The sequence below is a fragment of the Oceanobacillus sp. FSL K6-0118 genome (assembly GCF_038006665.1).
Lineage (GTDB): Bacteria > Bacillota > Bacilli > Bacillales > Amphibacillaceae > Oceanobacillus > Oceanobacillus caeni.
This window is the reverse complement of sequence record NZ_JBBOVR010000001.1, coordinates 1,808,831-1,833,354: the sequence shown is the minus strand read 5'-3', so window position 1 is coordinate 1,833,354 and position 24,524 is coordinate 1,808,831. Positions and strand designations below refer to the sequence as shown.

Genomic DNA, 24,524 nt, shown 5'->3' with positions numbered 1-24,524 from the left:
AAATATTATTCTTCTTCACGATTTTTTTCCTCATCACTTAAATAAATCCTAACTGTTGATCCTGGTTCTAATTTCGTTCCGGCCTTCGGAGCTTGATCAATAATTACGTCTCCAGAACCACTCGTCTCTATTGAGAGATTAGTCATCATTTCCATTAAGTCGCCCTTCGTACGCCCAATTAAATCCGGAACTTCAACTGCTGGTTCTTCAGGCCACTGATATTCTTTGTCTAATCCACCAGTACGCGGTTCTACTTCCATGGCACGTAAACTATCACCAATAATGGTTCCAACTATTGGCGCTGCCACTACACCGCCAAATTGAATCGTATCTTTAGGATTATCTACTGCAACATAAACTACTATTTCTGGATCGTCAGCTGGTGCAAATCCAATAAAAGACACAATATAATTGTTTTCTAAATAACCGCCATTTGGACCTACTTTTTGCGCTGTTCCAGTCTTACCTCCAACCCGATATCCATCCACGTATGCTGGCCTACCTGAGCCTTTAGCAACAACATTTTCTAAAGCACGACGCACTTCCTCAGAAGTAGACTTGGATATAACCTGTTCTCTTAAAGTTGGTTCCTTTTTTTCTACAACTTTTCCAGTTTTAGGATCAATCCATTCATCCGCTATATATGGTTCATATAAGTAACCACCATTTATAGCTGCAGCAACAGCCATTACTTGCTGAATAGGTGTTACGGAAACTCCTTGACCGAAAGAAGTGGTAGCTAACTCAACTGGGCCAACATTCTCTGGTTTAAATAAAATACCCGATGCTTCCCCTTGTAAGTCAATTCCAGTCTTCTGGCCGAAACCAAAATCTTTAATGTAGGAAAACAATCGTTCTGTTCCTAATTTTTGACCTAAATTTACAAAACCGGGGTTACAAGAATTTTGTACAACTTCTAAATAAGTTTGATGGCCGTGTCCACCACTTTTCCAGCAATGAATCGTAGCACCTCCGACTTCCACAGAACCATTATCATTGAATTCATCCTTATCTAAATCAACTAATTTTTCTTCCAAAGATGCAGCCAATGTAATAATTTTGAAAGTGGATCCTGGTTCATAAGTAGACCAAACAGGTAAGTTCCTATTAAATATCGATTGATCTACTTCTTTATATTTTTCCGGGTGAAAGTTAGGTCTTGACGACATCCCCAGTACGCCACCCGTTTTAGGGTTAACTGCTATGGCAATTGCGGAATCTGGGCTATATTTTGTTTCTACAAGATCAAGTTCTCTTTCTATAATGGTTTGTACCTTAGAATTAATAGTTGTCTTTAAATGCAACCCATCTGTTGGAGGACTATATATATCAGCTAACGTCTCTAGTCTCCTCCCTTTAGCATCCGAATAAAAAGAAAGATTGCCTTTTTCACCACTAAGCTTATCATCATAGTAAAGTTCTAATCCCATAAGCCCTTGATTGTCTATTCCTGCAAATCCTAAAACATGTGATAAATCGTCCCCTAACGGATAATGTCGTTTTGAATCTTTCGATAGATATACGCCACTTAGGTTTAGGTTACGGATTGCTTTTTCTTGCTCTGTTGATATTTTAATACCTTCAGGGCGTAAATTTACACTTGATGCATTTTTAGTTATGGATTTATACACGGTGTCTTTATCCATATTTAAAATACTTGCTATTTTCTCAGCGGTAGAATCTGCATCTTCAATTTGCCTAGGGACTACGACAACAGAAGGCGCAGTGACATTTTCGGCCAGAACTTCCCCTTCGCTATCAAGAATTAATCCTCTTTCCGGTTCAAAAACAATGTCCCTTGTCCATAAATCCGTTGCTTGTCCAACTAATTCATCACTTAAAAAAAATTGAACATAACCCAATCGGATAACAATAATAGTTAAAATGAAAATAGCAAAAAGAAATACAGTGACTATTCGTTTTCTAACTGTTACAGTGGATACACGCTTCATTTCTCTAAATCCCCTTTTCATAGGTAGGCTTGTATCAACTATATGATTTTAAAAAACTAAATAGAACACTGTACATATTAAAAGAGGTTGTTCAATAACGATAGTTATTCAATTCGTTCTTCTGTATCTATATTTTCTTTTTGTTTCTCACTGTTTTCATCTTGACCCGGAGGACTTAATTCTACAGCTAAATAATCATCTTTACTTATTTCAGCACCTTTTTCAATACTCTGAGATGTGGCATAACCATTGCCAAAGGTTTCTAATTTGAGTTCAAGTAAATCAGCCAGTTGTGAAACGTCACGATTGGACCAGTTTGTGATATTAGGCATTTTAGGTTGGTTCGTTACTAAAATTACCCTTTCTTGTGGGATAATCATATCACCTTCATGTACGTTGGCAGAAACAATTTTATCTCCATCGCCAACTACTGTCACCTGCAATCCACTGTCAACCAATTTTTGTTCTACATCTTTAGTATTTTCATCTATTACTTTTGGAACCTTCGTTTTAATTAAGGATTCTTCTGTTTCTTCTTTTTCTTTATCAGGATTGATATTTAAATAATGTAGACTGTTTTGCATAACATTTCGGTAAATGAATGATACAGGGTCAGATCCAACTTCTTGGGGTTCTAATTCCGGTTGTTTCACCGATACATACATTACTAATTGTGGATCATCAATTGGTGCCATACCAAGAAAAGAGAAAATATAATTGTTTTTTCCTTTTAGGTAACCACCATTTGGATTAGGGATTTCAGCAGTTCCTGATTTACCACCAGTTGTATAGTCTTCTAATTTAAATTTTTCACCTGTACCATGTTCACTATTGACCACAGAATTCATTAAAGATAGAACTTCTGTTGCTGTTTCTTCTGATATCGGTTGACCAACAACAGTTGGCTCCTTCTGTTCTAGAACTTTTCCGGATGTAGAATCTACTATTTTATCAATTACATATGGTTGAAGCATTTTCCCGCCATTAGCAATTGCCGTAGCAGCTTTCATTTGTTGTATTGGAGTTAAAGTGGAACCTTGTCCAAAAGCGGTCGTGATCTTTTCAAGTGGCCAGTTATAAAGTATTTTTCCCGCTACTTCACCCGGCAAATCAATATCTGTCTTTTTATCAAAATCGAATGCATGTAAATATTTCAGAAACTTATCAGGTCCTATTTTTTCCCATACCAATTTAGCTGCAGCAACGTTAGATGAACGAGCAAATCCCTCATCATAAGAAATGGTTCCCCAACCTTTACCGTTATTATGGTCATTAATAGGTGTGGTCTTTTTATTTACTTGATAACTGCCTGAGGCAAAACCCTCTTCTCCGTTATAAACGCCTTCCTCAATGGCAGCGGCCCATGTAAATATTTTCATAGTAGAACCAGGTTCATAAGGTGTTGAAACTGCATCATTATACCAGTTCCCAACATCGGCAGGGTTGTTTGGATTATAACTTGGTCGATTCCCCATTGCTAGTACTTCACCGGTTTTGGGGTTCATGACTATTGCAGTGATTCGCTCAGGACTATACTCTTCTTCAACTTGAGTTAATACATCTTCTACTAATGTTTGGATTTTTTGATCAATTGTAAGGTAAACATTATCACCATTTTCAGGTCGCTTGATAACCTCATTAGGATTTAATAATTTTTTATTATATTTATCACGTTGATAGGAAATATATCCATCTTTCCCCTCCAATAGATCATCCATTTCGTGCTCCATTCCAGCTATTCCCTTAATTTCATTAGTAACTTGTCCATCCTTTTCAAATTCTTCTTCTCTAGCGAAGCCTATAATATGGGAAGCAAATGTACCATTAGGATAATAGCGTTTTGAATGTTCTTCAAAATTTATTCCAGGTAAATCTAATTTTTCTATTTGTTCTTTTACATGTTGTGATACTTCATTTCCGACTTTACCAAATTCTACTTGGAATTTATTTTTTTCTATTCCGCTCTTAATTGGTTTAAGTATGGTGCTCTCATCAACATCTAAAATTGGAGCTAGAACTTTTGCAGTTTTTTCAGGATCTACAACATGTTTAGGATCCTCGGAGTTCTCGGAGTATTCCTTGCGAACAATAGCGTACATTCGATAGATTGGCATATCATAAGCAAGCGTCATACCATTTTTATCAAAAATTTTCCCTCTTTCTGCTGGAATCGTATAAGAAGAAGTTCGTTTTTGTTCAGCAAATTCCTTTAAGGACACACCATCAATTTCACCTGTTGCCTGAATATACATAAATCTTCCAGTCAGGATAATAAATATAGTTGTAAAAAAAATAATTAACATGCCGGTCATGAAGTGTGTCGTTTTATTCCTTTTCATAAAAATCCCCTTAGTTGTTTAAAGCTTGAGCTTGTTTCACATCTGCGTCTTGGATTTTTAATCCTTTTTCTTTAGCAATTTTTAAGATTCTTTCAGGACGACTAAGTTCTTTCTTTTCAAATACTAATCCTTCATTTGTTACTTTTTGATGCTTTACCGTTTGTTTTAATGCTATTACTTCTCTGTTTAACGAATCAGTGGCGGATGAAAATGAAACCATAAAAATTCCGGAAACTATAAAGCATAAGATAACAATCGAATAAATAACTTTTTCTCCCTTTGTAATCCAACTCTTTTTCTGAACTTTTACTTGTGTTTTTGGTTCCTTATTTGGAGTTTGCTGCGGGCTAAATTGTTGCCAATTACGAGCATGATTTGCACTCATCTTTATTTCTTCCACCCTTCTTTATATATAAATTCTTCATTCCATGGATTAACCTTTTCTACAACCCTTAGTTTAGCTGAACGTGATCTTCTGTTTTCTTGTAATTCATCGTTACCTGCTACAATTGGTTTTCTAGTAACAAGCTTAAAAGGTGCTTCAAATTCTTTCGGAATAATAGGTAAATTCCTAGGAGTTGGTTTCGGAGTACTCCATTTCTTAAATGCTTGTTTACACAATCTATCCTCTAATGAATGGAACGTAATAACCGCAATCCGTCCCTCAATATCTATTATTTTTGCAGCTTGATGAATCGCACTGTTAAACGCTTCTAGCTCATCATTAACCGCTATTCGCAAAGCTTGAAAAATCCGTTTTGCCGGATGTCCGCCTTTTCTCCTCGCTGGCGCGGGAATGGCATCTTTTATAATTTCGACTAACTCATATGTGGTTTCAATCGATTTAATTTTACGAGATTCCTCTATTTTACGAGCAATTTGTTTAGAAAATTTTTCTTCGCCATAACGAAAGAAAATGGAGACTAATTGATTATAAGGCCAATAATTAACGATATCATAGGCACTAAGTTCAGCTGATTGGTTCATTCTCATATCTAGCTTTGCATCTTGTTGATAGCTAAATCCTCTATCTCCCCTGTCTAATTGAGGGGATGATACACCTAAATCAAATAAAATACCATCGACATGTTCAATATGATGCTCTTTTAATTTTTCTTCCATTTCTTTAAAATTTGCATGGATGAACAATATTCTATTTTGGTATTTCTGTAATCGCTGTTTAGCAGCTTGTAGGGCATCCTGATCTTGATCGAAAGCAATTAACAATCCTTCTTCACTTAGCCTTGAAGCTATCTGTTCTGAATGGCCTCCGCCACCTAATGTACAATCTATGTATGTACCATTTTCTTTAATTGCTAATCCTTTAATAGATTCATCTCTTAATACACTATAATGTTCAAACATAGTAACCCCCGCTTTTCATAAGTCAACTAAGGCATTCGCCCAACCTAATCTAAAAAGACTCAGATATCAAAGTCCATAAGATTTTCGGCAATTTCACCAAATGATTCCTCAGAATTAGTTACATATTCTTCCCAATTATCATTTGACCAAAATTCTATACGGTCCGATACGCCGATGACTACACATTCCTTTTCTAAGGCTGCATATTTCCGTAAAGATTGTGGAATGTTTATTCTTCCCTGTTTATCAACTTCGCATTCAACCGCTCCTGAAAAGAAAAAACGAGTGAAAGCCCTAGCGTCTTTTTTTGTTAATGGGAGTTTTTTTAACTTTTCTTCTAAAACCTTCCATTCTTCCATTGGGTACGCAAATAAACATTTATCAAGTCCACGGGTTACAACAAACGATTCTCCAAGATCCTCACGAAATTTAGATGGGACGATAATTCTCCCTTTTGGATCAATGTTATGTTGGAATTCACCCATGAACATATAGTACGCCCCACTTTCATATTTTTTATATTACCACATCCCCCCACAATTCACCACCTAATTTATATAAAATCATAAATATTTTTTCTCTCCCTTGCTATTCCATGTAAACCAACCATAAAAAAACCTTGTCATTTCAATAAATGACAAGGTTTTAGTGTTTTTTATGGTTTTGGTGGTGGATAGTGGGGGGGGGATTTTCCCACTATAGGGGTCGTTCAAAAATCCGGTGAAAATGACATACCCCTGTGTAGGGGCAATGTTGCAACAAATCTTGACAGTCGGAGCCTAAAGACGTTGCGCATTTAGCCGACCTCGGTCCTCTTCATCCTCTTTTTTAAACATGCACCTATAGGTAAACTAAGTAATGATCATGTAAAAAAGAACAGGGACTGTCTATTGTTTTCTTAATAAAATCTACACCAAATTTATTAATAAACGGTAGTGGATTCCAAATACGTTCTTGTAAACCATCTGGATAAAGATGCACATTAATATAATCCAGTTCCGTTAGTTCTTTATCATATTTTTCTTCAACCGCTCTTACCATTCTACCCTCTATAAATGAGATTTCTTTTTGTAAATAATAAAGATTTTTATCAGCTAACTCTCCAATATCTGCCCGTATTCCCTTAGCTAAATCCCTAAGGGGGCGATGTGCCTTTTCAATCGTCGCTTTTATATCCTTCGCTAACTCATGAATCGGAGGATTTGTTTGCGAATCAATCAAGTTCCTCTTATAATCTTGAACCCCGTTATTCACTACTTCTTCAGGAGTAATCGTATAATGCTCTATCATTTTACTAACTTTAGGTTCAATATAGGTAAAAGATAACCGTGGGAATACAGGTGGCATTTTAATTCCAAAAACATGGAATACCGGTTTAAGTGCAGACCAGTAACTGATTTCTCCTGGCCCACCAATAAACGCTAAAGATGGAAATAGCAATTCCTGCATAAGCGGTCTTGTCACGACATTATTGCTTAGTTTTTCCGGTTGGCTAGTCGCTATATTAATTAATTCCTCAGTTGTTAATTCAATTTCATTCTGTTTTCCAATCCAGCCACCATTTTTATTTCTAAATAATAAAATTCGTTCTTTATCATGATGATAAAATAAATTTCCACTATTCAAATCTACTTCTAACGGAACTTGATAGTCTTTTTTTCTCAACTTATTTAATATTTCATATACCCCACTACTGATTTCTTGTTGTTTTAGAATCATTTGTTCAAAATATTCTTTTTCTAAATTTCGAACTAATGGGTGGTGTGAATCAATCAATACAAGACCTTCACTTGGGAAAAGTTTAAATATTAACCGAGCGAAGAAATCTGTATAAGTTTCTGATTGATCGAGACATCGTAAAATAGAATGATATAAGTCCTTTGTATTCTCTGTTTCCCTTAAATAAGAAAATACATTATCCAACCAATTACGAATTATATTTTTCTCCAATTGTATTTCTGACACAGAGCACTTATCTATATTTTCTTGCCCCACCTTTAGTTTTTTTAAACGGGATTTTTCCTGCATAAATATATGATTAATTTCATCAAAATCATGATCCTCTCCGGCGATCCAAAATACAGGTATTACAGGTATGTTTAATTCTTCTTCCTGTTGCTTAGCTAACTGTAGAATAGAGATTACTTTATTAATGGTGTACATCGGACCAGTTAATAATCCAGCCTGTTGACCAGCTATAACAACAACACTATCTTTATTTGAAAATCGATTAATATTATGTAAAGTGGAATTTGGCGCATCCCAGGCTTTATTCAATTTATGTAATACTTCTTGCAAGGATTCTCTCTGAAAAGTTCGTTCTCGTAATTCTTTTACTCTAGTTTCCAAATCTCCACTTGGAATATAATCAAAGAAATCCATTATTTCTTGCTTTCCCAATCGATAATCAGAAATTAACTTATTCTGAGAACCCATTTTTTTTATTGGATGTATCCGCATAGATTATTGTTCTCCTTTTTCTAGTTATTCCACTTCATACATTCTACCCAATTCTCCACTCTTTTTCATTTAATCTGTTTGAGAATGCAAAACCCCATAAAGAAGACTTCCACCAGTAGGGTTCTTACTCCCTGTTTTGGTGGGATAAAACTTATTTTTATCATACGATTTCCATTATTAATCCAATAATAGTGAAAGAAATATAAAGGATAAAAAATAGGAGAAAACAAATTTTCCATAATATTTTAAAAGCCTTCTTTATTTTAATATCCACATTTGTTTTCCATTGATAAATGATAATAATGGTTAATACAATAATCATAAATATGAGTACAAAACCTGTTATAGAAACATTAAAGAGATATTGTATAAGAATAAATACGGATAATATATAAAAAATGGTCGACCAACTAACAGCCTTATGAACTGCCATTCTAGATGATCGCCGTATCTTTAAAACAATCATGTATAAAGTCAGAGTAGCTATGATTGGAACCGTAATAAAGAATGATAACAAATATATAATAATATTAATAAGATTACCCTCTTCCCTCAAGAACATCCAACAAAACTTCCACACAGTAAAGACATGAAATTATTATTTCAATTACCCGATAATACTTTATCATAAAAGTTAAGAAAAAAAACTCATAATTTATCGAGACGTACTATTTAGCTAATTTACTATATTATTAATTTTATTTAAAAATTAACACTTTTATATTATAATAACAGTATAGGATTAGATAAAGAACCCAATCTGTAAGCCCTACAATTAATTCTATGGATTTTCTAGCCATTACACCAAATTGTCATGATAAATCACTATTTAATTTTAGCAGGGAAATAAAACGGTCTCCTGTATAATTACGACTAAGGCATGCGCTAATAACGAGAAATTTTCTAATATCCTATAAAATATGACTGGGAGAGTGAAGTTTTATGGAGAATATTAAGGTGGAACGTTTGTTAATTAACTACAAGACACTTGATATGTTTAAACGGTTTAAGGCATATGGAAATCAGGAATTGTCCATGCACGAAGAATTACAAAATAAATTTATAGAGAATAATATCGAATCACCTTTTTATGGCATATACTATGCGAATAATCTTGCAGCTAGAATGTGTCTATATGAAATGGACAAACAATATGACCACTATTTTGAGCCCCCACAGGACTATCTTACACTTTGGAAATTAGAAGTACTTCCAGATTATAGAGGTAGGGGGTACGGTAAAGCTTTAGTTGAATTTGCTAAAAGCTTTCATTTACCAATAAAAACAAATCCATTAATTAATTCTCAAGGTTTTTGGGAGAAAATGGGGTTCCAAAAAGCACACTACGACATGCATCGTGATTTAGGTGAGAATCCACTTATTTGGCTACCAGATGGGGTTAAAGAAAAAGGGAAAGAAAGAGAAATACAAATAGAAAATTAATCTTTTAAGACATGAATGTCACCCCATTCATGTCTTAATTTATATATTCATATTTTATTATTTCTAAAAGTATTAACTTCAGAAATGATCCTACCCAATTGGATAATTGTTTCCTCATAGCGTTTGAGATATTCTCGTAATTGTCTGTTTTCATTTTCTAGTTGTGTTACAAGTTTCTCATTTTTTTCTTTTGCCACATTATCTTCCGTTTGAAAGTTCGCTTTCATTTTTTCTAACAATAAAATAGCGGTTTCGATTGTATCTGCTTCACCTTTGTTAGCTGAAGAAGCATCGCTTTTTAAACCATTTTTTCTTTCTTCTTTAGCTTGTTCTATCGCTTCTTGATAATGCTTTCGAATCGTTGCGTTCCATCTAAACCCGCACGCTGCAGGTGTACGCGATAATTGAGAAGAAACTTCTTTAAAAGCTTCTAGTTGTGTTTTACCTTCTCTAATATAACGTAATACCGTTTCCGCTAAAATGATATCTTCATCATTTGTCCATGCATCTTGACGTGTTTCGTTCATAACACCCCTCCTTATTTCTTTGCTATAAAATGTATGCAAAAAATAGGAGTACTAGAATAACTGTTTGCTTATTTACGTAATAAAAATTTTTCTACAGCTTGTTTATGTTCTTCAGAATCCCATAACATAGCGGTTTTCTTAACTTCTTCTGTCATTTCAAAAAATAAATTACGATTCGTCCAACTTTTAATATGTTGATCTTTTAGTAATCTCATTTGCCGATAGGATTTGGAAATGTAGTCTTTTAATAGGACATCCATATCATCTATTTCATGTTCGTTAACTACTCTATTGATCCACCCTTTCTTCTCTAATAAATGACAATCCATTACTCTTGCTTCTGTTAACCATTCTAAAGCAAATGATGAGGAAACTTTATGATATAAAAGGGTTCCCCCTCCCCATCCAGGTAAAATACCTAAATTTGCTTGAATAAAACCAAACTTTGTATTCTTTCTCGCAATTCGAATATCACAAGCCGTAGCTAGTTCACATCCCCCGCCTAAAGCGTTACCATTTAATAATGCAATAACAGGTACAGGAAATAAAGCAATTTTGTATAGTATTTCTTTCATAGGATTTAACCTTGCATAAGCTTCTTCCCGACTTAAGTTACCATGTAAATATGTTAAATCCCCACCTGCACAAAACATCTTATTATCCTTAGATGTCAGAACCAAAAATTTAATTTCTTCCTTTTTAGCTTTATCAAGTATAGTACCGAGCATCGCTGCCATTTCTTTTGATATAGCATTTCTTTTTTCCGGTCTATTAAGATAGATTACACCATAATCCTTCTTTTTTTGATATTCCACAAACATATAGTATTCCCCCAAAATAAAGCGTATTTATTATGTTTAGAATACCATATAACATGGAACTTATTTAATAACATATGGCTCTACGTCAAGTGACGTTGGTACTGTATTTTAGTCGACTTTTAATATGTATTTGATTATCACACTCTAGGGAAGCTATGCTACTCTAGAGTGTGATTTGTTTACTACGGGTTTCAGTTTAAAATGTAATCTTATTCGGTTTTTGTAATGCTTAAAATTCCGATAGCCATATGCAATCCGATTGAGTACCTTGATTTTATTGTTAATACCTTCAATTCGCCCATTGTTATACGTATATTGAAAACTGTTTTTCGTATAGGGCAAGTGCTTTCTTAATGTTTTAATGCTTGTTCTTAAATAGGTTGATGACTGGGTTGGACACTTTTTGTTTAATGTGTTCTCTAATGCATGATAGTCCTTTTCGTCAATTGCCTCCAACAGGTCCTGATATATACCATAATTGACTTTAAGTTCCTCACTATAATCCAACATTTCTTGCACTATTGAACTTTCAAGACGTTGGCCAAATAAGCCGTAATATTTATATTCTGTATAAGATAAACTCGATCTTTTTTTCAGTAAAAGCTTCCAATAACGTTTAAGGCGGCGATACTTTTTCTGATCTTCCCCATTAGATGTTCTGAGTTGGTTCATGATTTTAACACGCGTTTTGTTCATCGCTCTTGATATGAGTTGAACTAAGTGAAAACGATCAATAATAATATCTGCATTTGGAAACATCTCTTTTATCAAACTTACATAACCTGCGTTCATATCGATTGTCACGGTTTCTACTCGTTGTCTAGCTGATAAGCTATAATTTGTGATGAAGTGATCTGTAATAGACCGGTTATCACGACTATTTAAAATGTCTAAGATGTCACCCGTTTCAACATCGATATATTCAAAAGCCATCTTGCCCTTGGCATACTTAAATTCATCAAACGATAGATGCTTAGGTAGGGCTTTATAATGCGGTTTATATTTATTTGCTTCTTTATTAATGATTCTCTGAACAGTTGCCTCAGATACACCACAATCCTGGGAAATATCTTTAACGGACTGCGCTCCAGCTGATTTAATCATGATTTGGGCTTCTGTATTTGAGGATATAAAACAATGACGCTTTACGATATTTGTTTGTGCAGTAAAACTAACACCACAATGTTTACACATAAAACGCTGCTTACTTAATAATAAATATGTTGGATAAACTCCCATGGTCGGAATGGTAATACGAGATAATTGTGTTCCGTTTTTATAAATAGAAGAGCCTACTTTCTCCACCTGGCAATTTGGGCATTGATCTGCATCATATGTTAATTTCGCCTTAATAAATTTACAAGACTTCCCTTTATGTTTGCCATACGTTACTGCATTTTCGCTCATATAAATATTTTTATCTTGAATATCTAACATATTTCTAATATCATTTGATATAGACAAGTGAGTTCCCTCCTAGGAATGGTTTTCAGCGACTTTAATTCTACAGGGAATCTCACTTGTTTTCTATTTATAAACACAAAAATGACGTAGGTGAGTTTTTCCCACCAACGTCATTTATTGTACAACCTAACATATTCATATGGTAAATTTACAAAAAATAAAAAACAGACCACGATGTGTGATCTGTTTTTTAACGATTAGCCATTAACAACATCTTTTCCATCATAATGTCCACAAGACTTGCAAACATGATGAGGTTTTGTTAATTCACCACAATTTGAGCATTCTACCATGCCAGGTACGTGTAATTTTTTATGAGTACGACGTTGATTCTTCACCTTTTTAGAAGTTCTTCTTTTAGGTACTGCCATGACTTACACCTCCTTTAACGGAAAAAGAAATTAATTTTCTTTCGTTTTTTTATCAAGTAATGATTGCAATTTTTGAAAACGTGGATCAACCTTACTTTTCTCATCATCTTCCGAGAGAAAATCCCATCCTTCTCCACTTAAAGAAGAATCATCTACTTCTTGATCAGAAAAAACCCTATACGGCGTTTCTAACAAGATGTTCTCCTTTATGTACGGAGTCAAATTAATCAACTCTCCCGTAATTGGATGGATTTCCAAATCCTCGTCTTCTGCACTGATATATGAAGCTGTTGTAAATATTTCCGTTGCCTTTATATTAAAAGGATAGGTAACATCAACTAGTGTACGAGCATCTGGTAAAATCATTTCTCCCTCAATCGTAAAGGTAAAAATGAATTGTTCACCACCACTTCTTACACATTCTCCATAAACATGAACAGAATCAATATTTCGTATATCATTATTCATTGTTTTAAGTTCGGAAACATCCACATGATCATCAAATGTGAAAGGTTTTTGATTCGCGTGTTTTCTAATTTCACCTAAAGTAAATTTCATTTTTTTCACCTCAAGGCAACAAGAGTAATTTTAAAAGAAAAAAAGGATTTTGTCAATATGTTTTTCTTTACACCGATTATATTATTCCCTATTTATAATGATGTAATCACTTCACTTTTTTAAAAGCAAAGAATATTAGAGTAAGGATGCATTAATGATTTTTTTTTGTTACAATGTTTATCAAACTATTCGGGAGTGGGATTAATGAAAGCATGCGGTTTAATTGTCGAATACAACCCCTTTCATAACGGTCATGTCTATCACATGGATCAAGCAAAAAAGGTTACAAAATCTGACTGTATGATTACAGTTATGAGTGGTTCTTTTCTTCAGCGTGGGGAACCCGCAATTATTGATAAATTTCACCGAACAAGAGCGGCTCTTCGTACTGGTATTGATATTGTCATCGAACTTCCTTATGCCTACGCTGTACAAAATAGTGATATTTTTGCTAGTGGTGCGGTTCAGTTACTAAATGAGATAGGAGTTTCTAATATTTGTTTTGGAAGTGAATCTGGTAATATATCTTATTTTATAGAAGCCTATGAAAACTATAAAGAAAAAGAACCGATATTTCAGCAGGAATTAAAATTAGGCCTAAGTGCAGGGCTAGCATTTCCAGAAGCTAGTAAATTGGCTTATCAGCGTATTGGTTTAACAACAAAAGAGTTGGATTTAGCGAAGCCAAATAATATTTTAGGATTCAGTTATGTAAAAACAATTATGGATCAGAAACTTGCTATCGAACCATTCACCACTCAACGAACAAAAAATGAATTTCACGATCAAATAATTACTGATAAAATTGCCAGTGCTACTAGTATACGCAAGAACCTTACAGAAAACAATCAAATCGATTCATCTGTAAAAAATACAATGCCTGAAGCAACCATTGAACAGCTTCTCCAATATAAAGAAAGTTCTGGTTTATGGCATACTTGGGAAGATTACTTTCAACTTCTTCTATACCGTGTCCTTACGATGTCATCGGAAGAATTAAAAGAGATCCATGGTGTCAACGAAGGGATAGAGCACCGCATTATGAAAACAGCTACCAAGGCAACCTCAATACATCATTGGATTGAATTAATTAAAACTAAACGCTATACTTGGACTCGAATTCAACGGATTTTTACGCACATTTTGACAAATACAACAAAAAAGGAAGTTCTAAAATCGTTAAATAGCACTCCTCCTTATATCCGCATTCTTGGATTAACAAAGAATGGACAAGCTTATTTAAATGAGAAAAGAAAAGAAATCTCTATACCTATTATTTTCGGATTTAAAAAAAATACAGATCCTATGCTCATAATGGAGGAGAGGGCTACGAGGGCTTATTATAGTGTTTTACAAACAAATCCGAGAAATCGTTTATTTCATCAAGAAATTACTGCACCAATTATTTTAAAAAAGTAGGCTAACTGCAAAAAGTTAGCCTACTTTTTATTTTAATTTCTCTAGATAAGATAAAGCGTCGTCGAATGTGTCAACTGGAATAATTTTCATATCTGTTCCAATTTCTTCTGCTTTTTTCTTAGCAATTTCATAATTAGAATACTTTGCTCCATGTTCATTTGGAGCAAAGAAGATGTCAATCCCTTCTCTATCCGCTGCAACAATTTTCTTATCAATTCCGCCTATTCGATGGACATTTCCATCATAGTCAATTTCTCCGGTTCCAGCAATCTGATATCCTTTTGTTAAATCTTTTTCCGTAAGTTGGTCGTAAATTTCCAAAGAAAACATTAATCCTGCACTAGGGCCACCGATGTTTCCACTAGCAAAGTGCACATCAGGGTCTACTGTTACGTTTCGGTCTGTAACCAAACTAATTCCTACCCCTACTTTATCATCCAATTGATCAAAATTCTTTAAGGTTATGTCTTTCGTCAACGTTTTATCATCTCGAACAAATTTTATAGATACTACATCATTCTCCTTTTTTTGCTCTACATAATGAATTAAATCGTTTGCCTCCTTAATTGGCTTATTATCTATTCCGATAATACGATCTCCCATTTGCAGAACCCCATCCGCCGGCATTCCTTCTACAACAGAAACAACATACACTCCATTGTATTCTATCGTAATATCACTTCCAGATGCAGTATAAGCAACTACTGTAGCCGCTTCTTGTGAACTCTCCATCACTTGTAACTGGGCTTCCATATATTCTTTTTGTGAAATCCCTTCTGGAAAGACCTGATCTAATGGAAGAATTTCAGTATTTGGCATTATTTTAGCAAGTACATATTGAATAGGAGTAGCCTGAAGACCACTAACAGTAACCAGATGCATGTCCCCTTCACTTTCATAACCATCCTCGACTTTAACGATTGGGTTTAAGGCATCCGCCCCACCTGGCCTTTGAATATAGTAAGGCAGTTTATAAGAAGCCAAAAAATAAGCTATTAAAATAACGAGGATGAAACTAATAACATTTTTTCTAGAAAAATTCATTCTAACGGCTGTCCCCTTCCATTCGTATCACAAGTATATATACCTGCTTTTATTCAGTAAACCTGGCACTCACGATTAGACTTAAAAGTACCTTAGTTGTACTTATGCTAACGATAAAAGATTATATTTTTTTATCTCCTAATTAATCTCTTTATAAAAGTGTATGGCATAAATATGGCAGGTATGTGCGTATATTGGTATAGACTTGTACAAAATTAAAATTTAATACCTCAAAACTTTAAGTGCGTGTTCAAAGAGAAAGATGAAAAGGACCAAGTTCGACTAAAATCGCAACGTCCTGTCCTGTGACTCCACGCAGAAAAAGTGGTTTTCTTTTTCAAGGGCGTGACGGAACTTAGTCGAAGCTCATTAGAAACGAAGTGTCCTTTTCAACGGACTTTTTGAACAACCTCTTTAAGATTTTCATTTAGAATTATTCTACTACTGTCCAATCCTTATGTACAGAAAAGTGGAAGTTGCGCTTATGCATTTTTAGAAGGTAGGAAAGTATAAAAATCTTTCCCGTCTAAGGAAGTAAGTTTTATACTTTCCCATCCGTCAACAAAAGGGAAAGTAACTAGGGGGATTATACTTGAAATCAATCTTTAAAACTTTATTATTTTCTGGAATAACAGTTTTTATAACCTTTTCATTAATCAGATTTCCCGACCCCGCTTTAGAAGCTAGTATCCGTGGTCTAAATCTGTGGTGGGAAGTGGTTTTTCCTTCTCTTTTGCCATTTTTTATTGCTGCAGAATTACTTATTTCATTCGGTGTTGTAAAATTTGTTGGTGTATTATTTGAACCCATTATGCGCCCTCTTTTCAACATTCCAGGAGTAGGAAGTTTTGGTTGGATGATGGGAATGGCAAGTGGTTATCCAACAGGTGCTAAAATAGCAGCACGCTTAAGAGAAGAAAACCAAATTAGTAAAGTGGAAGCAGAACGACTTGTGTCATTTACGAATAATTCAAGCCCATTATTTATTTTCGGTGCTCTCTCTGTTGGTTTTTTTCACGATCCAAAGTTAGGTATATTATTAGCAACATGTCACTATTTCGGTAATGCCATAGTTGGATTTATCATGCGTTTTTACAAAAGAAATGATAAACATCACACAAGTGATAAGAAACAAGCCGTATCGCTTAAAAGGGCGTTTAGAGAAATGCATAGAACAAGGGTAAGGGACAAGCGTCCATTCGGAGAAATCTTAGGGGATGCGGTTTTAAATTCCATTAAAACCTTAGTTATGGTCGGTGGTTTTATCGTATTATTCTCTGTCCTTATTAAGATTCTTTTTCTTGTTGGAGTTTCATCCGTCATTGCGAGTATTTTAGGTAGTTTACTAAGTATTGTTGCTTTACCGGTAGACTATGGATTACCCCTTCTATCTGGTTTATTTGAAATAACTATCGGTGCTGATATGATTTCTAAAATAACAACGGATTCTATATTTCAACAAGCTATTTTAATCAGTTTTATTCTAGGATTTAACGGATTTTCCATACAAGCGCAAGTAGCTAGTATTTTAGCAAAAACAGATATTAGTTTCTCACCATATTTTTTCGCTCGTATTCTCCACGGTACTATCGCTAGTCTACTTGCTATCATTCTGTATAAACCACTTTATCTTGATAGACAAGTTGTAGAGATGAAAGATATGCCTGTATCAGGGGCCGCATCGGATAATGTATGGGTTACGGTTTATAATACAATACAAGACACCGGTCCCTTTATTACATTGGTATTCTTAGGTATTGCAGTATTAATCATATTCAAAAGGAGCGCAAAAAAGGATGTTGCGTAAATGAACACAACATCCTTTCATCCCTTTTTGAATTTTTCTCTAAGTGCCGATTGTACAACTTCAGGTATCAAACCCGAAATATCCCCATGGTATTTTGCGATTTCCTTAACCATGCTGGAACTTAAGAAGGAGTATTGATTATTTGTCATCACAAATAAAGTTTCTACCTCTGGATTTAACTTTCTGTTCATTGATGTAATTTGCATTTCATATTCGAAATCACTTACCGCTCGTAGCCCTCTAATTACAACATCTGCATTTTTTTCTTTTGCATAATCCATTAAGAGATGACTAGAAGAATCGACAGAAATATTAGGTAGATAACTGGTTGACTCTTTTATTAAATCCATTCTCTCTTGAACCGAAAACAACGGTGACTTTGCTTCGTTATTAAATACTGCAACAATTACTTGGTCAAAAATCCCTGAAGCTCTTTCAATAATGTCCAAATGACCATTAGTAATCGGATCAAAACTCCCCGGACAAATTGCTAACTTCCCCATCATATAACCCCCTATTATTTTTACTTCATCTTTTTTTATAGATAGTTATTCCAATTGTTCCACCAAAATTATCTTGTTTTATCATCTCTAAAGAAGAATCTATATCTGAAAAATTTTCATTCCATTCATGTTCACAATAAATAATACCATTATCATTTATTAAATTGTATTCCAATAGCTGGTTTATTAATTTCACATAATCCATTTTTCCATAGGGAGGATCTAATAAGACTAAATCAAATACCAATTCTCTTTTTGCCGCTGCTTTCAACGCTCTAAATGCATCTGTACGGTAAATTTCTACCATATCATCTAACTTTAATAACTTAATATTTTCTTTTATTGTATGTATTGCTTTAGGATGCTTGTCTACAAAAATTCCTTTTGTCATCCCTCTACTTAAAGCCTCTATCCCTAATGATCCACTTCCCGCAAATAAATCTAACACACTTCCCCCATCAAAAAAGGGTCCTAGTATTTGAAAAACAGCTTCTTTTACCTTGTCTGTAGTTGGTCTTGTAGATTTACCTGGAACAGCTTTTAACTGCCTTCCTTTATAATTCCCAGCAACAACTCTCATGTTGTACACACCTCTATTAGAACAACCTAGTAACTATTCGTTTTAATCCTACCATAAAAATAGCACCCTGAAAACAATTAACAAATTATATTTATCATGTATAATATAAAACTCATATGTACATAATACATACTGATACAACTAATAATTGGTTGTTTCAAACACGGAGAAGACTTAAACTTCCCCATAAGTTCTTCCTCCGGTTTCTCCTCTCCCTTTGCCTATTTGTTTTTCATTGAAAAACAAAGGGAACCTGCAGAACATAGAGTTTCTGCAGGTTTATTTTTTAGCAGAAATATAGCTTTTTAATCTTTTCTTCAAAAAGACCACTTTAAGCTGTTACGCCCAGCCTCTTTTATTAAACTATATTCCCATCTTGTAATCGTATTGTTTTGCTTTATCAGGTTTAGCATTTTCATAATCGGTTCGAACAAATGGCTTATAAGATCTTTCTACCTTTGATATAAAGGGTAGTTTTGATAATTTTGTTTCAACATATTCGATATCTGCTTGATCAACATAAATAACCGCATATTTTAATTTTTTTGAAGCGTAAATTAAATTACCGTGTCTTTTAATTTGTTTTAAATTTTTCATATGCTGAAACCAAACAATTAAACCTTGTCGATTAATCCTCATGTTCTGATCCTCACTAAATAATATTATGATTATGTATAAAAAAATAATAAAGAAGACTTCCATCAGCGGGGATTTCCTTCATCCCCACTGATGGTTAGTCTGCACTTATCGACCTTTACGAGCACAGTTGACTCCCAACCACCTTCTTTGTTCCTCAGAAGGCTTGTGGTGGGAGTCTTACTTGCCCGTTTACGTGAGATAAATAACGAACCTTCAGTATAACTGAAGGCTAATTCTATATAATTTATAAGCTACACCCACATGCTCCACCATGCCCACAACCACTGTCTGTTAATGCAGCGCCATCTTGTGGTGCTTTGATTTGTGCACTAACACTTTGCGCAACAAATTGACTTATTTCATCTAGTAATTTTTGTAGGTTGCGTTCGGCAATTTTAAACTTGGCAACTTTATCGTTCATATCCATTTTACGTTTTGTGGATCTAACTTTTTTCATTATTTCATTATAATCTGGATGGTATCTTCCAAACCGTTGAATATCGTCGTAATGGATTTTCATATCGTTAAAAGCCTTAATTAGCGCTTGCGCTTCTTGGTCTTCATCAAGAGCAACTCGTGATTTCTTATAATCCTCCATCACTTCAGAATCTAGTACCATCTTTCCGATTTTTTCGGAATGATCTAGAATCTCTACATATTCCAAAGTTGCTATCATCCAAACACCTCCAGAATTATTTTATCATTTATTTATCCGTCTGAAAACATATTCGAAATTTTCTACCGACCTTTAATCCTTCATTAAGCCAGCAAATTGTGCAAGCATATTGATCATTTGAACATTATTTCCGATTTTTTCAATGCGTTGAGGAAATGTTTTTCCGTAAAACTTTTTTGCTTCTTTTTCCATTTCATCTAAGCAATTGGGATCCCTCATTAAATAACGGTACCAAATTGGATTATGCCTTCTAAAATGAAGTAAATCATCCCTATTAGAGAGATATTGATAAAGAGTTGGATCCATATTATTATCCCTCCTTAATCTTGAAACCAGTTAAAAGGCCGGGATTTTTGCGGTGGTTGTTTTTTCGTTTGTTGAAATTGGTCCACTAATTCCTGGACTGCTCCAATTGTTTTACTTAGATTCGCTACCTGTCCTTGTATTTTATTCATGTCAATATTCTCAGTTAGCTTCATTATTTGGTTCATTAATTCAAAGTTTTTCGACTCCGACTTATCTTTTGAATCCTTACTTTTTGAACTGTTATCTGTATCCTGTTCTTCTTCATACTGTTGCCAGAAGGGGTCTTCTTCTCCTAGTAAAACCCACTTTTCATAATATTCTTGCCATGACCTGCCGCTTTTTCTTATCTCTTTGAGTAGTAAAGGTTTATCATTAATAAAGCTTTTAAATGAAGCGACAGATGGATGCAATTTAGGTTCTTCCTTCTCCATAATTTCACACCTCCGCATAGTCTTTTATACTATATAAATTATGCTTTGTTCCCTTATCTGTGCGAAAATAAAAACTAACTATGAAGCTTGCGCTAGGAAATTCTGCGTATAATATAAACGATATACCCCAACCCCAATATGCGTATAGTCCTCACTTAACAATGCTTCACGATGTCCTTCACTGTTCAGCCAACCTTCCATCGCTGCCGGAGCATCTGTATATTGTGCCGCAATATTTTCAGCTGCAGATAAATAAAATACCTCTTTTTCTGCTAATCTTTCCTTTAACCCTTCACCATCTAATCCAAAATGTGAGAAATAATTATTTTCCGCCATATCTTTGCTATGATCATATGCTACTTTTCTAACTGTATTTTCCCATTTTAATGGTTTACTACCTTGCCTTACTCTCATCACATTTGTTATATCAAATACTTGTTTTTCCATTCCGTTTTCAACCTTTTCCCATTCTTGGTCATTTAATTTAGGGGCTTCAGGTAGACTCCCACGATAAACAATTTCGTATGGTTGATGCATTAATAACACATCCGCTTTCATAATCCTTATAGATGACAACTTTTTAGTAAATGTATCAAAATATAATTGCATAAACGTATCATCTGATAGTTTTACTAATGGGCTTGTTTCTAAATCCTCTTTCGTCAAACGAAATAAATAGGAAGATTTCGAGTCGCTGTATTCCACTTCATTTGAAAAGCCGTGTTTATCAGACAACTCTTTATACGCTTCCCCAATAGATATAGAATCATATTCCATTTGATCACCTATTATATAAACCGAAATAATTTCTTCGTTTAATATTCCAAATTGAAGATACTCTGAATAACCATTTTGATAGACCCACCAATCATAACCATAGGCACTTGGATCTTTGCGTTCGGGCTCTCCAAACTCATTTAATAATTCACTTTTTGAGAGTCCTATCCAGCCAAGCATACTTTTATTAAAATCACTATCTGTCTTTGACTTTGATTGAAGTTTTATCATTTTACTAGAATGATCACTTACTTTTTCAATTGTTTGACAGGAAGTTTCATAGGAGTTCATAAAAAAAATCATGATAAATGCTAAAATAGAAATGATAAGTATTCCTTTGAAAACCCGCACTGGATGTCCCCCTCTTCTCTTACCAAATGAGAATTTATAATTCATTCTATGTTCATTGGAGGTGATTCATTCTTTTTCTCTATCATTTTTACTATAATCCTCTTCCATTTAACCCATCTCAAGCTTCTAGGGAAACAAAGAAGGTAGATGGTTACTAACTGCCCGTAAAGTGCGACTAACCGTCTAGTGAGGAATGAAGCAAAACCACTGATGGAAGTCTTCTTTATATCAATATTCCATTATTAAAAATATTATCAATTGCATCTTAAGCGTTTTCGTACTATTATAAGTTAATGAGGACTATATGGAGGTGAATAAAATGAGAATTGAAAATACTGGTATTGATGATATGGTTGTAGATTTAAAACCTTTAGATCATCTTACAGGTAAAAATGCCTTTATTCGCGCTGGTCAATGGGATTATGAACGTGTAACGTATGATTACAAAATTGGTTCAAAAGAAAAGAATATTACATACTATATTCGTATTCAAGGTTATGCACTAGAAGGAGATGTCGATAGTGGAAACGCTGTAATTAAATTGCTTACTCCACTATTAGGTAAACATTATTACCCACATGGTATCGAATATGGAGAAGAAGAAAACTTCCCCTCTGACATTGTAGAGCGTGCAAACACACTGCTTACTAAAGTAGCTTCGGATTTAGAACCTTACAAAAAGGATTAATAGAAAAGGTGAGAACTTAAACAAAGTTCTCACCTTTTTCTATGTAAGTAAGAAAATATATAATTTAGCTTTTTAAATCATCTACCAGCTCCAGAGCCTGCTCTAAAATCCCCAAATTGCTCTAAACAGATTTGTAGTTTCTCCAACACCCCAAAAAACATATAGAAATAGATAAACCATTACTCCTGTAATAGCCGTTGCGAACCAAATAATAGCAGTATATGGTCCAATCTTTCTATGTTTCGTGATATTTCGCTTAAAAGCAAGTGTCAAAGTAATAATCCCAAAAACTGCTCCAGTCGTTGCTAATATAATATGGAAAATTAAAAAGATGGTATAATATATTTCTAAATCTTTAGGCCCTCCGAATGAGGTATTTCCCAAAAAAATCGTTCGAGACATATAAATAATAAAAAATAATAACGCACTAATTGAAGCTGCAATCATCGTTTTTTTATGTGCTTTCTCTTTCCCTTTAGCAATAAAGTTCCAACCAAAAGCCATAAAAATCGCACTTAATACAATAAAAAACGTACTTATCGTTGGTAAAAAAGGCATATTTCTCTAATCTCCTCTCATAGAATATATTTGCTTAATGTGTTTCTATACTAGAGTTGTTACTTGGTAATGGATCAATTTTAGTTCCTTCAGATTTAAACCAATTTAAGAGTATACTAACTAAAACAGAACCATATACAATTTCCTGAATAACTTTCATAATAATTCCACCAAATTGTTGATCAATCATAGTGCTTAATGGTGAAAACATCTCTGGTCCAGATAATGAGGAAGAAATACCATTTAACACATCTGTCGGAACACATAAGCTTAATGCTGTTAACCAAGCGCCTTCACTCGAATATGCTGCATATAATGGGGATGACGCAAAAATAATTAACGCACAAGCAGGAGTGATTAATACACTATTCGCAAAGATATACCCTATTTTAAGTAATGGTTTTAAATGGTCATATTTTTTAACAGGGTTTAATAATGGTAACCACATGATAAACGCTGCAAAAAATAGAATTAAATGAATCAGCGTATGGGCAACTGGTGTTGATTTAGAAAAATTAAATACAATTGGAATATGATAGATACTAAAGAGACCATTAAAAAATAACATAGAGATAATAGGTCTTGTTAAGAATCGAATTATATTACCAATTATATTCGCTTCATAAACTTTTTTCCAAATCCATGTTGGTAAACCTTTAATAATCAAAATAGGAACAAATATGATGAATACAGCCATTTGTATCATATGTGTTAATAACATGATATGCGATAATAAATCGATGGGCGAGCCTTTTGTAATATATATCAATACTAAACCTAAATAAAAAGAAAATTGCTGACTTGTTGTAGGTTTAGTATCCCCCCCAAATCTCTCATGATATGGTCCAGTAACGAAATAATAGATTAAGGCAAGGCTGATAAGAAATAACATTAAATAGGGACTCCATAGCGCTCTGAAACCAAATATCTGCAGTTCTAACCACATAAGCATTCACTCCATAAGGGTTTTATCTTCATTATACAGTATCCATTTCATATAAACCTATTAAATTTGTGAAGAAATACAAACAAATAACATAAAAAATGATTTGAATTTAACTTAAAAGTTATTTAAAGATAATAAAAAGATCGGGAACACTATCCCGATCTTTTTATATAGGTTTTTACCACCAAATAATTGTAGTAAAGGTAAGAACTGTTACAGCCGCAATCCAAATACCACCATAAATCAAGGAAGAAATTACTTCATGACCTTTATCTTTCATATGCATGAAATAATAAAATTGGAATCCAACTTGTACTAGAGCTAAGATCAAAATAAGTGGTATTACATATGTCTTATTCATTCCTGCTCCGACTGCAATAAAAGCAACTAAAGTAAAGATAATCATTAACGCGAAAGTTATTACTTGATGTTTCATTTCTTCTTTTTGCTTTTGCTTTTTGAAGGAATTAATTTTATTGATATTTGCACCTGTCATAAA

At 34.0% G+C, this 24,524-nt stretch carries 27 protein-coding genes; 4 read left to right on the top strand and 23 right to left on the bottom strand.

All coding sequences use genetic code 11. The annotated features are described in order from the left end of the window. Window positions 1–5: 5 nt before the first annotated feature. The 7 genes from MHI02_RS09505 to MHI02_RS09475 form a co-directional block, all read right to left on the bottom strand. Window positions 6–1,952, bottom strand: coding sequence for a stage V sporulation protein D (locus MHI02_RS09505; RefSeq protein ID WP_047186368.1), 1,947 nt, complete (start codon window positions 1,950–1,952; stop codon window positions 6–8). A gap of 104 nt (window positions 1,953–2,056) precedes the next feature. After that, window positions 2,057–4,291 (bottom strand): penicillin-binding protein, encoded by a 2,235-nt coding sequence (locus MHI02_RS09500; protein ID WP_341165858.1) that lies wholly within the window; start codon window positions 4,289–4,291, stop codon window positions 2,057–2,059. A 10-nt stretch (window positions 4,292–4,301) separates the two neighbouring features. Next, a complete protein-coding gene (gene ftsL / locus MHI02_RS09495) occupies window positions 4,302–4,676 on the bottom strand; it encodes a cell division protein FtsL (RefSeq protein ID WP_047186370.1) in 375 nt (124 codons plus the stop codon). A gap of 2 nt (window positions 4,677–4,678) precedes the next feature. Then, complete coding sequence (gene rsmH, locus MHI02_RS09490) at window positions 4,679–5,656, bottom strand: 16S rRNA (cytosine(1402)-N(4))-methyltransferase RsmH (RefSeq protein ID WP_047186371.1); 978 nt, start codon at window positions 5,654–5,656, stop codon at window positions 4,679–4,681. A 59-nt stretch (window positions 5,657–5,715) separates the two neighbouring features. Further along, the gene (gene mraZ, locus MHI02_RS09485; RefSeq protein WP_047186372.1) at window positions 5,716–6,147 is read right to left on the bottom strand and encodes a division/cell wall cluster transcriptional repressor MraZ; all 432 of its coding nucleotides are present in this window, start codon (window positions 6,145–6,147) and stop codon (window positions 5,716–5,718) included. A gap of 349 nt (window positions 6,148–6,496) precedes the next feature. Continuing rightward, entirely contained in the window at window positions 6,497–8,116 is a 1,620-nt protein-coding gene (gene bshC, locus MHI02_RS09480; protein WP_145523563.1) for a bacillithiol biosynthesis cysteine-adding enzyme BshC, read from the bottom strand. 160 nt (window positions 8,117–8,276) lie between these two features. Further along, the gene (locus MHI02_RS09475; RefSeq protein WP_145523564.1) at window positions 8,277–8,678 is read right to left on the bottom strand and encodes a DUF3397 domain-containing protein; all 402 of its coding nucleotides are present in this window, start codon (window positions 8,676–8,678) and stop codon (window positions 8,277–8,279) included. A 380-nt stretch (window positions 8,679–9,058) separates the two neighbouring features. Between MHI02_RS09475 and MHI02_RS09470 the strand changes: the two genes are divergently transcribed. Beyond that, the gene (locus MHI02_RS09470) at window positions 9,059–9,559 is read left to right on the top strand and encodes an N-acetyltransferase (RefSeq protein ID WP_047186375.1); all 501 of its coding nucleotides are present in this window, start codon (window positions 9,059–9,061) and stop codon (window positions 9,557–9,559) included. Between the two features lie 47 nt (window positions 9,560–9,606). Here the strand turns inward: MHI02_RS09470 and MHI02_RS09465 are convergent, their stop codons facing one another. The 5 genes from MHI02_RS09465 to MHI02_RS09445 all read right to left on the bottom strand — a co-directional run bounded on the left by MHI02_RS09465 (window position 9,607) and on the right by MHI02_RS09445 (window position 13,300). Next, window positions 9,607–10,086: an RsfA family transcriptional regulator gene (locus tag MHI02_RS09465; RefSeq protein ID WP_145523565.1), complete on the bottom strand. Its 480-nt coding sequence runs from the start codon at window positions 10,084–10,086 to the stop codon at window positions 9,607–9,609. 68 nt (window positions 10,087–10,154) lie between these two features. Then, window positions 10,155–10,907 (bottom strand): enoyl-CoA hydratase/isomerase family protein, encoded by a 753-nt coding sequence (locus MHI02_RS09460; protein ID WP_145523566.1) that lies wholly within the window; start codon window positions 10,905–10,907, stop codon window positions 10,155–10,157. A 153-nt stretch (window positions 10,908–11,060) separates the two neighbouring features. Next, window positions 11,061–12,371, bottom strand: coding sequence for an ISL3 family transposase (locus tag MHI02_RS09455; protein ID WP_047185367.1), 1,311 nt, complete (start codon window positions 12,369–12,371; stop codon window positions 11,061–11,063). A 197-nt stretch (window positions 12,372–12,568) separates the two neighbouring features. After that, entirely contained in the window at window positions 12,569–12,742 is a 174-nt protein-coding gene (gene rpmF, locus MHI02_RS09450) for a 50S ribosomal protein L32 (RefSeq protein WP_047186378.1), read from the bottom strand. Window positions 12,743–12,772: 30 nt separating this feature from the next. Continuing rightward, window positions 12,773–13,300: a YceD family protein gene (locus tag MHI02_RS09445; protein WP_047186379.1), complete on the bottom strand. Its 528-nt coding sequence runs from the start codon at window positions 13,298–13,300 to the stop codon at window positions 12,773–12,775. A 204-nt stretch (window positions 13,301–13,504) separates the two neighbouring features. Here MHI02_RS09445 and MHI02_RS09440 point away from each other — a divergent pair, with 204 nt between their 5' ends. After that, a complete protein-coding gene (locus tag MHI02_RS09440) occupies window positions 13,505–14,719 on the top strand; it encodes a nucleotidyltransferase (RefSeq protein WP_047186380.1) in 1,215 nt (404 codons plus the stop codon). 27 nt (window positions 14,720–14,746) lie between these two features. Here the strand turns inward: MHI02_RS09440 and MHI02_RS09435 are convergent, their stop codons facing one another. Continuing rightward, window positions 14,747–15,763 carry a SepM family pheromone-processing serine protease gene (locus tag MHI02_RS09435; RefSeq protein WP_047186381.1) on the bottom strand — a complete coding sequence of 339 codons (1,017 nt, stop codon included), beginning with the start codon at window positions 15,761–15,763 and terminating at the stop codon, window positions 14,747–14,749. Between the two features lie 592 nt (window positions 15,764–16,355). Between MHI02_RS09435 and ylbJ the strand changes: the two genes are divergently transcribed. Then, a complete protein-coding gene (ylbJ, locus tag MHI02_RS09430) occupies window positions 16,356–17,570 on the top strand; it encodes a sporulation integral membrane protein YlbJ (RefSeq protein WP_047186382.1) in 1,215 nt (404 codons plus the stop codon). A 17-nt stretch (window positions 17,571–17,587) separates the two neighbouring features. Here ylbJ and coaD read toward each other — a convergent pair whose 3' ends face one another. The 7 genes from coaD to MHI02_RS09395 form a co-directional block, all read right to left on the bottom strand. After that, window positions 17,588–18,073 (bottom strand): pantetheine-phosphate adenylyltransferase, encoded by a 486-nt coding sequence (gene coaD, locus MHI02_RS09425; protein WP_047186383.1) that lies wholly within the window; start codon window positions 18,071–18,073, stop codon window positions 17,588–17,590. Between the two features lie 25 nt (window positions 18,074–18,098). Further along, entirely contained in the window at window positions 18,099–18,662 is a 564-nt protein-coding gene (rsmD, locus tag MHI02_RS09420) for a 16S rRNA (guanine(966)-N(2))-methyltransferase RsmD (RefSeq protein ID WP_257457520.1), read from the bottom strand. Window positions 18,663–19,016: 354 nt separating this feature from the next. Then, window positions 19,017–19,292: a YlbG family protein gene (locus MHI02_RS09415; RefSeq protein WP_047186419.1), complete on the bottom strand. Its 276-nt coding sequence runs from the start codon at window positions 19,290–19,292 to the stop codon at window positions 19,017–19,019. A gap of 244 nt (window positions 19,293–19,536) precedes the next feature. Next, the gene (locus MHI02_RS09410) at window positions 19,537–19,968 is read right to left on the bottom strand and encodes a YlbF family regulator (RefSeq protein WP_341165857.1); all 432 of its coding nucleotides are present in this window, start codon (window positions 19,966–19,968) and stop codon (window positions 19,537–19,539) included. A 72-nt stretch (window positions 19,969–20,040) separates the two neighbouring features. Further along, window positions 20,041–20,274: a YlbE-like family protein gene (locus MHI02_RS09405; RefSeq protein ID WP_047186386.1), complete on the bottom strand. Its 234-nt coding sequence runs from the start codon at window positions 20,272–20,274 to the stop codon at window positions 20,041–20,043. Window positions 20,275–20,288: 14 nt separating this feature from the next. Continuing rightward, window positions 20,289–20,705, bottom strand: a complete 417-nt coding sequence (gene ylbD, locus MHI02_RS09400) for a YlbD family protein (RefSeq protein ID WP_257457521.1) — start codon at window positions 20,703–20,705, stop codon at window positions 20,289–20,291. Between the two features lie 78 nt (window positions 20,706–20,783). Then, window positions 20,784–21,833 (bottom strand): CAP domain-containing protein, encoded by a 1,050-nt coding sequence (locus tag MHI02_RS09395; RefSeq protein ID WP_341165856.1) that lies wholly within the window; start codon window positions 21,831–21,833, stop codon window positions 20,784–20,786. Between the two features lie 319 nt (window positions 21,834–22,152). Between MHI02_RS09395 and MHI02_RS09390 the strand changes: the two genes are divergently transcribed. Beyond that, window positions 22,153–22,521: a YugN family protein gene (locus MHI02_RS09390; protein ID WP_145542883.1), complete on the top strand. Its 369-nt coding sequence runs from the start codon at window positions 22,153–22,155 to the stop codon at window positions 22,519–22,521. Window positions 22,522–22,623: 102 nt separating this feature from the next. Here MHI02_RS09390 and MHI02_RS09385 read toward each other — a convergent pair whose 3' ends face one another. The 3 genes from MHI02_RS09385 to ctaF form a co-directional block, all read right to left on the bottom strand. Next, window positions 22,624–23,079 (bottom strand): DUF420 domain-containing protein, encoded by a 456-nt coding sequence (locus tag MHI02_RS09385; protein WP_047186390.1) that lies wholly within the window; start codon window positions 23,077–23,079, stop codon window positions 22,624–22,626. Window positions 23,080–23,113: 34 nt separating this feature from the next. After that, complete coding sequence (ctaG, locus tag MHI02_RS09380; protein ID WP_047186391.1) at window positions 23,114–24,025, bottom strand: cytochrome c oxidase assembly factor CtaG; 912 nt, start codon at window positions 24,023–24,025, stop codon at window positions 23,114–23,116. A gap of 178 nt (window positions 24,026–24,203) precedes the next feature. Next, window positions 24,204–24,521 (bottom strand): cytochrome c oxidase subunit IVB, encoded by a 318-nt coding sequence (gene ctaF, locus MHI02_RS09375; protein ID WP_047186392.1) that lies wholly within the window; start codon window positions 24,519–24,521, stop codon window positions 24,204–24,206. Window positions 24,522–24,524: the final 3 nt, after the last annotated feature.

Coding starts and splice junctions, on each gene's coding strand:
- MHI02_RS09505 (WP_047186368.1), bottom strand. CDS start 1,952: ATGAAGCGTGTATCCACTGTAACAGTTAGAAAACGAATAGTCACTGTA.
- MHI02_RS09500 (WP_341165858.1), bottom strand. CDS start 4,291: ATGAAAAGGAATAAAACGACACACTTCATGACCGGCATGTTAATTATT.
- ftsL (WP_047186370.1), bottom strand. CDS start 4,676: ATGAGTGCAAATCATGCTCGTAATTGGCAACAATTTAGCCCGCAGCAA.
- rsmH (WP_047186371.1), bottom strand. CDS start 5,656: ATGTTTGAACATTATAGTGTATTAAGAGATGAATCTATTAAAGGATTA.
- mraZ (WP_047186372.1), bottom strand. CDS start 6,147: ATGTTCATGGGTGAATTCCAACATAACATTGATCCAAAAGGGAGAATT.
- bshC (WP_145523563.1), bottom strand. CDS start 8,116: ATGCGGATACATCCAATAAAAAAAATGGGTTCTCAGAATAAGTTAATT.
- MHI02_RS09475 (WP_145523564.1), bottom strand. CDS start 8,678: ATGTTCTTGAGGGAAGAGGGTAATCTTATTAATATTATTATATATTTG.
- MHI02_RS09470 (WP_047186375.1), top strand. CDS start 9,059: ATGGAGAATATTAAGGTGGAACGTTTGTTAATTAACTACAAGACACTT.
- MHI02_RS09465 (WP_145523565.1), bottom strand. CDS start 10,086: ATGAACGAAACACGTCAAGATGCATGGACAAATGATGAAGATATCATT.
- MHI02_RS09460 (WP_145523566.1), bottom strand. CDS start 10,907: ATGTTTGTGGAATATCAAAAAAAGAAGGATTATGGTGTAATCTATCTT.
- rpmF (WP_047186378.1), bottom strand. CDS start 12,742: ATGGCAGTACCTAAAAGAAGAACTTCTAAAAAGGTGAAGAATCAACGT.
- MHI02_RS09445 (WP_047186379.1), bottom strand. CDS start 13,300: ATGAAATTTACTTTAGGTGAAATTAGAAAACACGCGAATCAAAAACCT.
- MHI02_RS09440 (WP_047186380.1), top strand. CDS start 13,505: ATGAAAGCATGCGGTTTAATTGTCGAATACAACCCCTTTCATAACGGT.
- MHI02_RS09435 (WP_047186381.1), bottom strand. CDS start 15,763: ATGAATTTTTCTAGAAAAAATGTTATTAGTTTCATCCTCGTTATTTTA.
- coaD (WP_047186383.1), bottom strand. CDS start 18,073: ATGGGGAAGTTAGCAATTTGTCCGGGGAGTTTTGATCCGATTACTAAT.
- MHI02_RS09415 (WP_047186419.1), bottom strand. CDS start 19,292: ATGAGGATTAATCGACAAGGTTTAATTGTTTGGTTTCAGCATATGAAA.
- MHI02_RS09410 (WP_341165857.1), bottom strand. CDS start 19,968: ATGATAGCAACTTTGGAATATGTAGAGATTCTAGATCATTCCGAAAAA.
- MHI02_RS09405 (WP_047186386.1), bottom strand. CDS start 20,274: ATGGATCCAACTCTTTATCAATATCTCTCTAATAGGGATGATTTACTT.
- ylbD (WP_257457521.1), bottom strand. CDS start 20,705: ATGGAGAAGGAAGAACCTAAATTGCATCCATCTGTCGCTTCATTTAAA.
- MHI02_RS09390 (WP_145542883.1), top strand. CDS start 22,153: ATGAGAATTGAAAATACTGGTATTGATGATATGGTTGTAGATTTAAAA.
- MHI02_RS09385 (WP_047186390.1), bottom strand. CDS start 23,079: ATGCCTTTTTTACCAACGATAAGTACGTTTTTTATTGTATTAAGTGCG.
- ctaG (WP_047186391.1), bottom strand. CDS start 24,025: ATGTGGTTAGAACTGCAGATATTTGGTTTCAGAGCGCTATGGAGTCCC.
- ctaF (WP_047186392.1), bottom strand. CDS start 24,521: ATGACAGGTGCAAATATCAATAAAATTAATTCCTTCAAAAAGCAAAAG.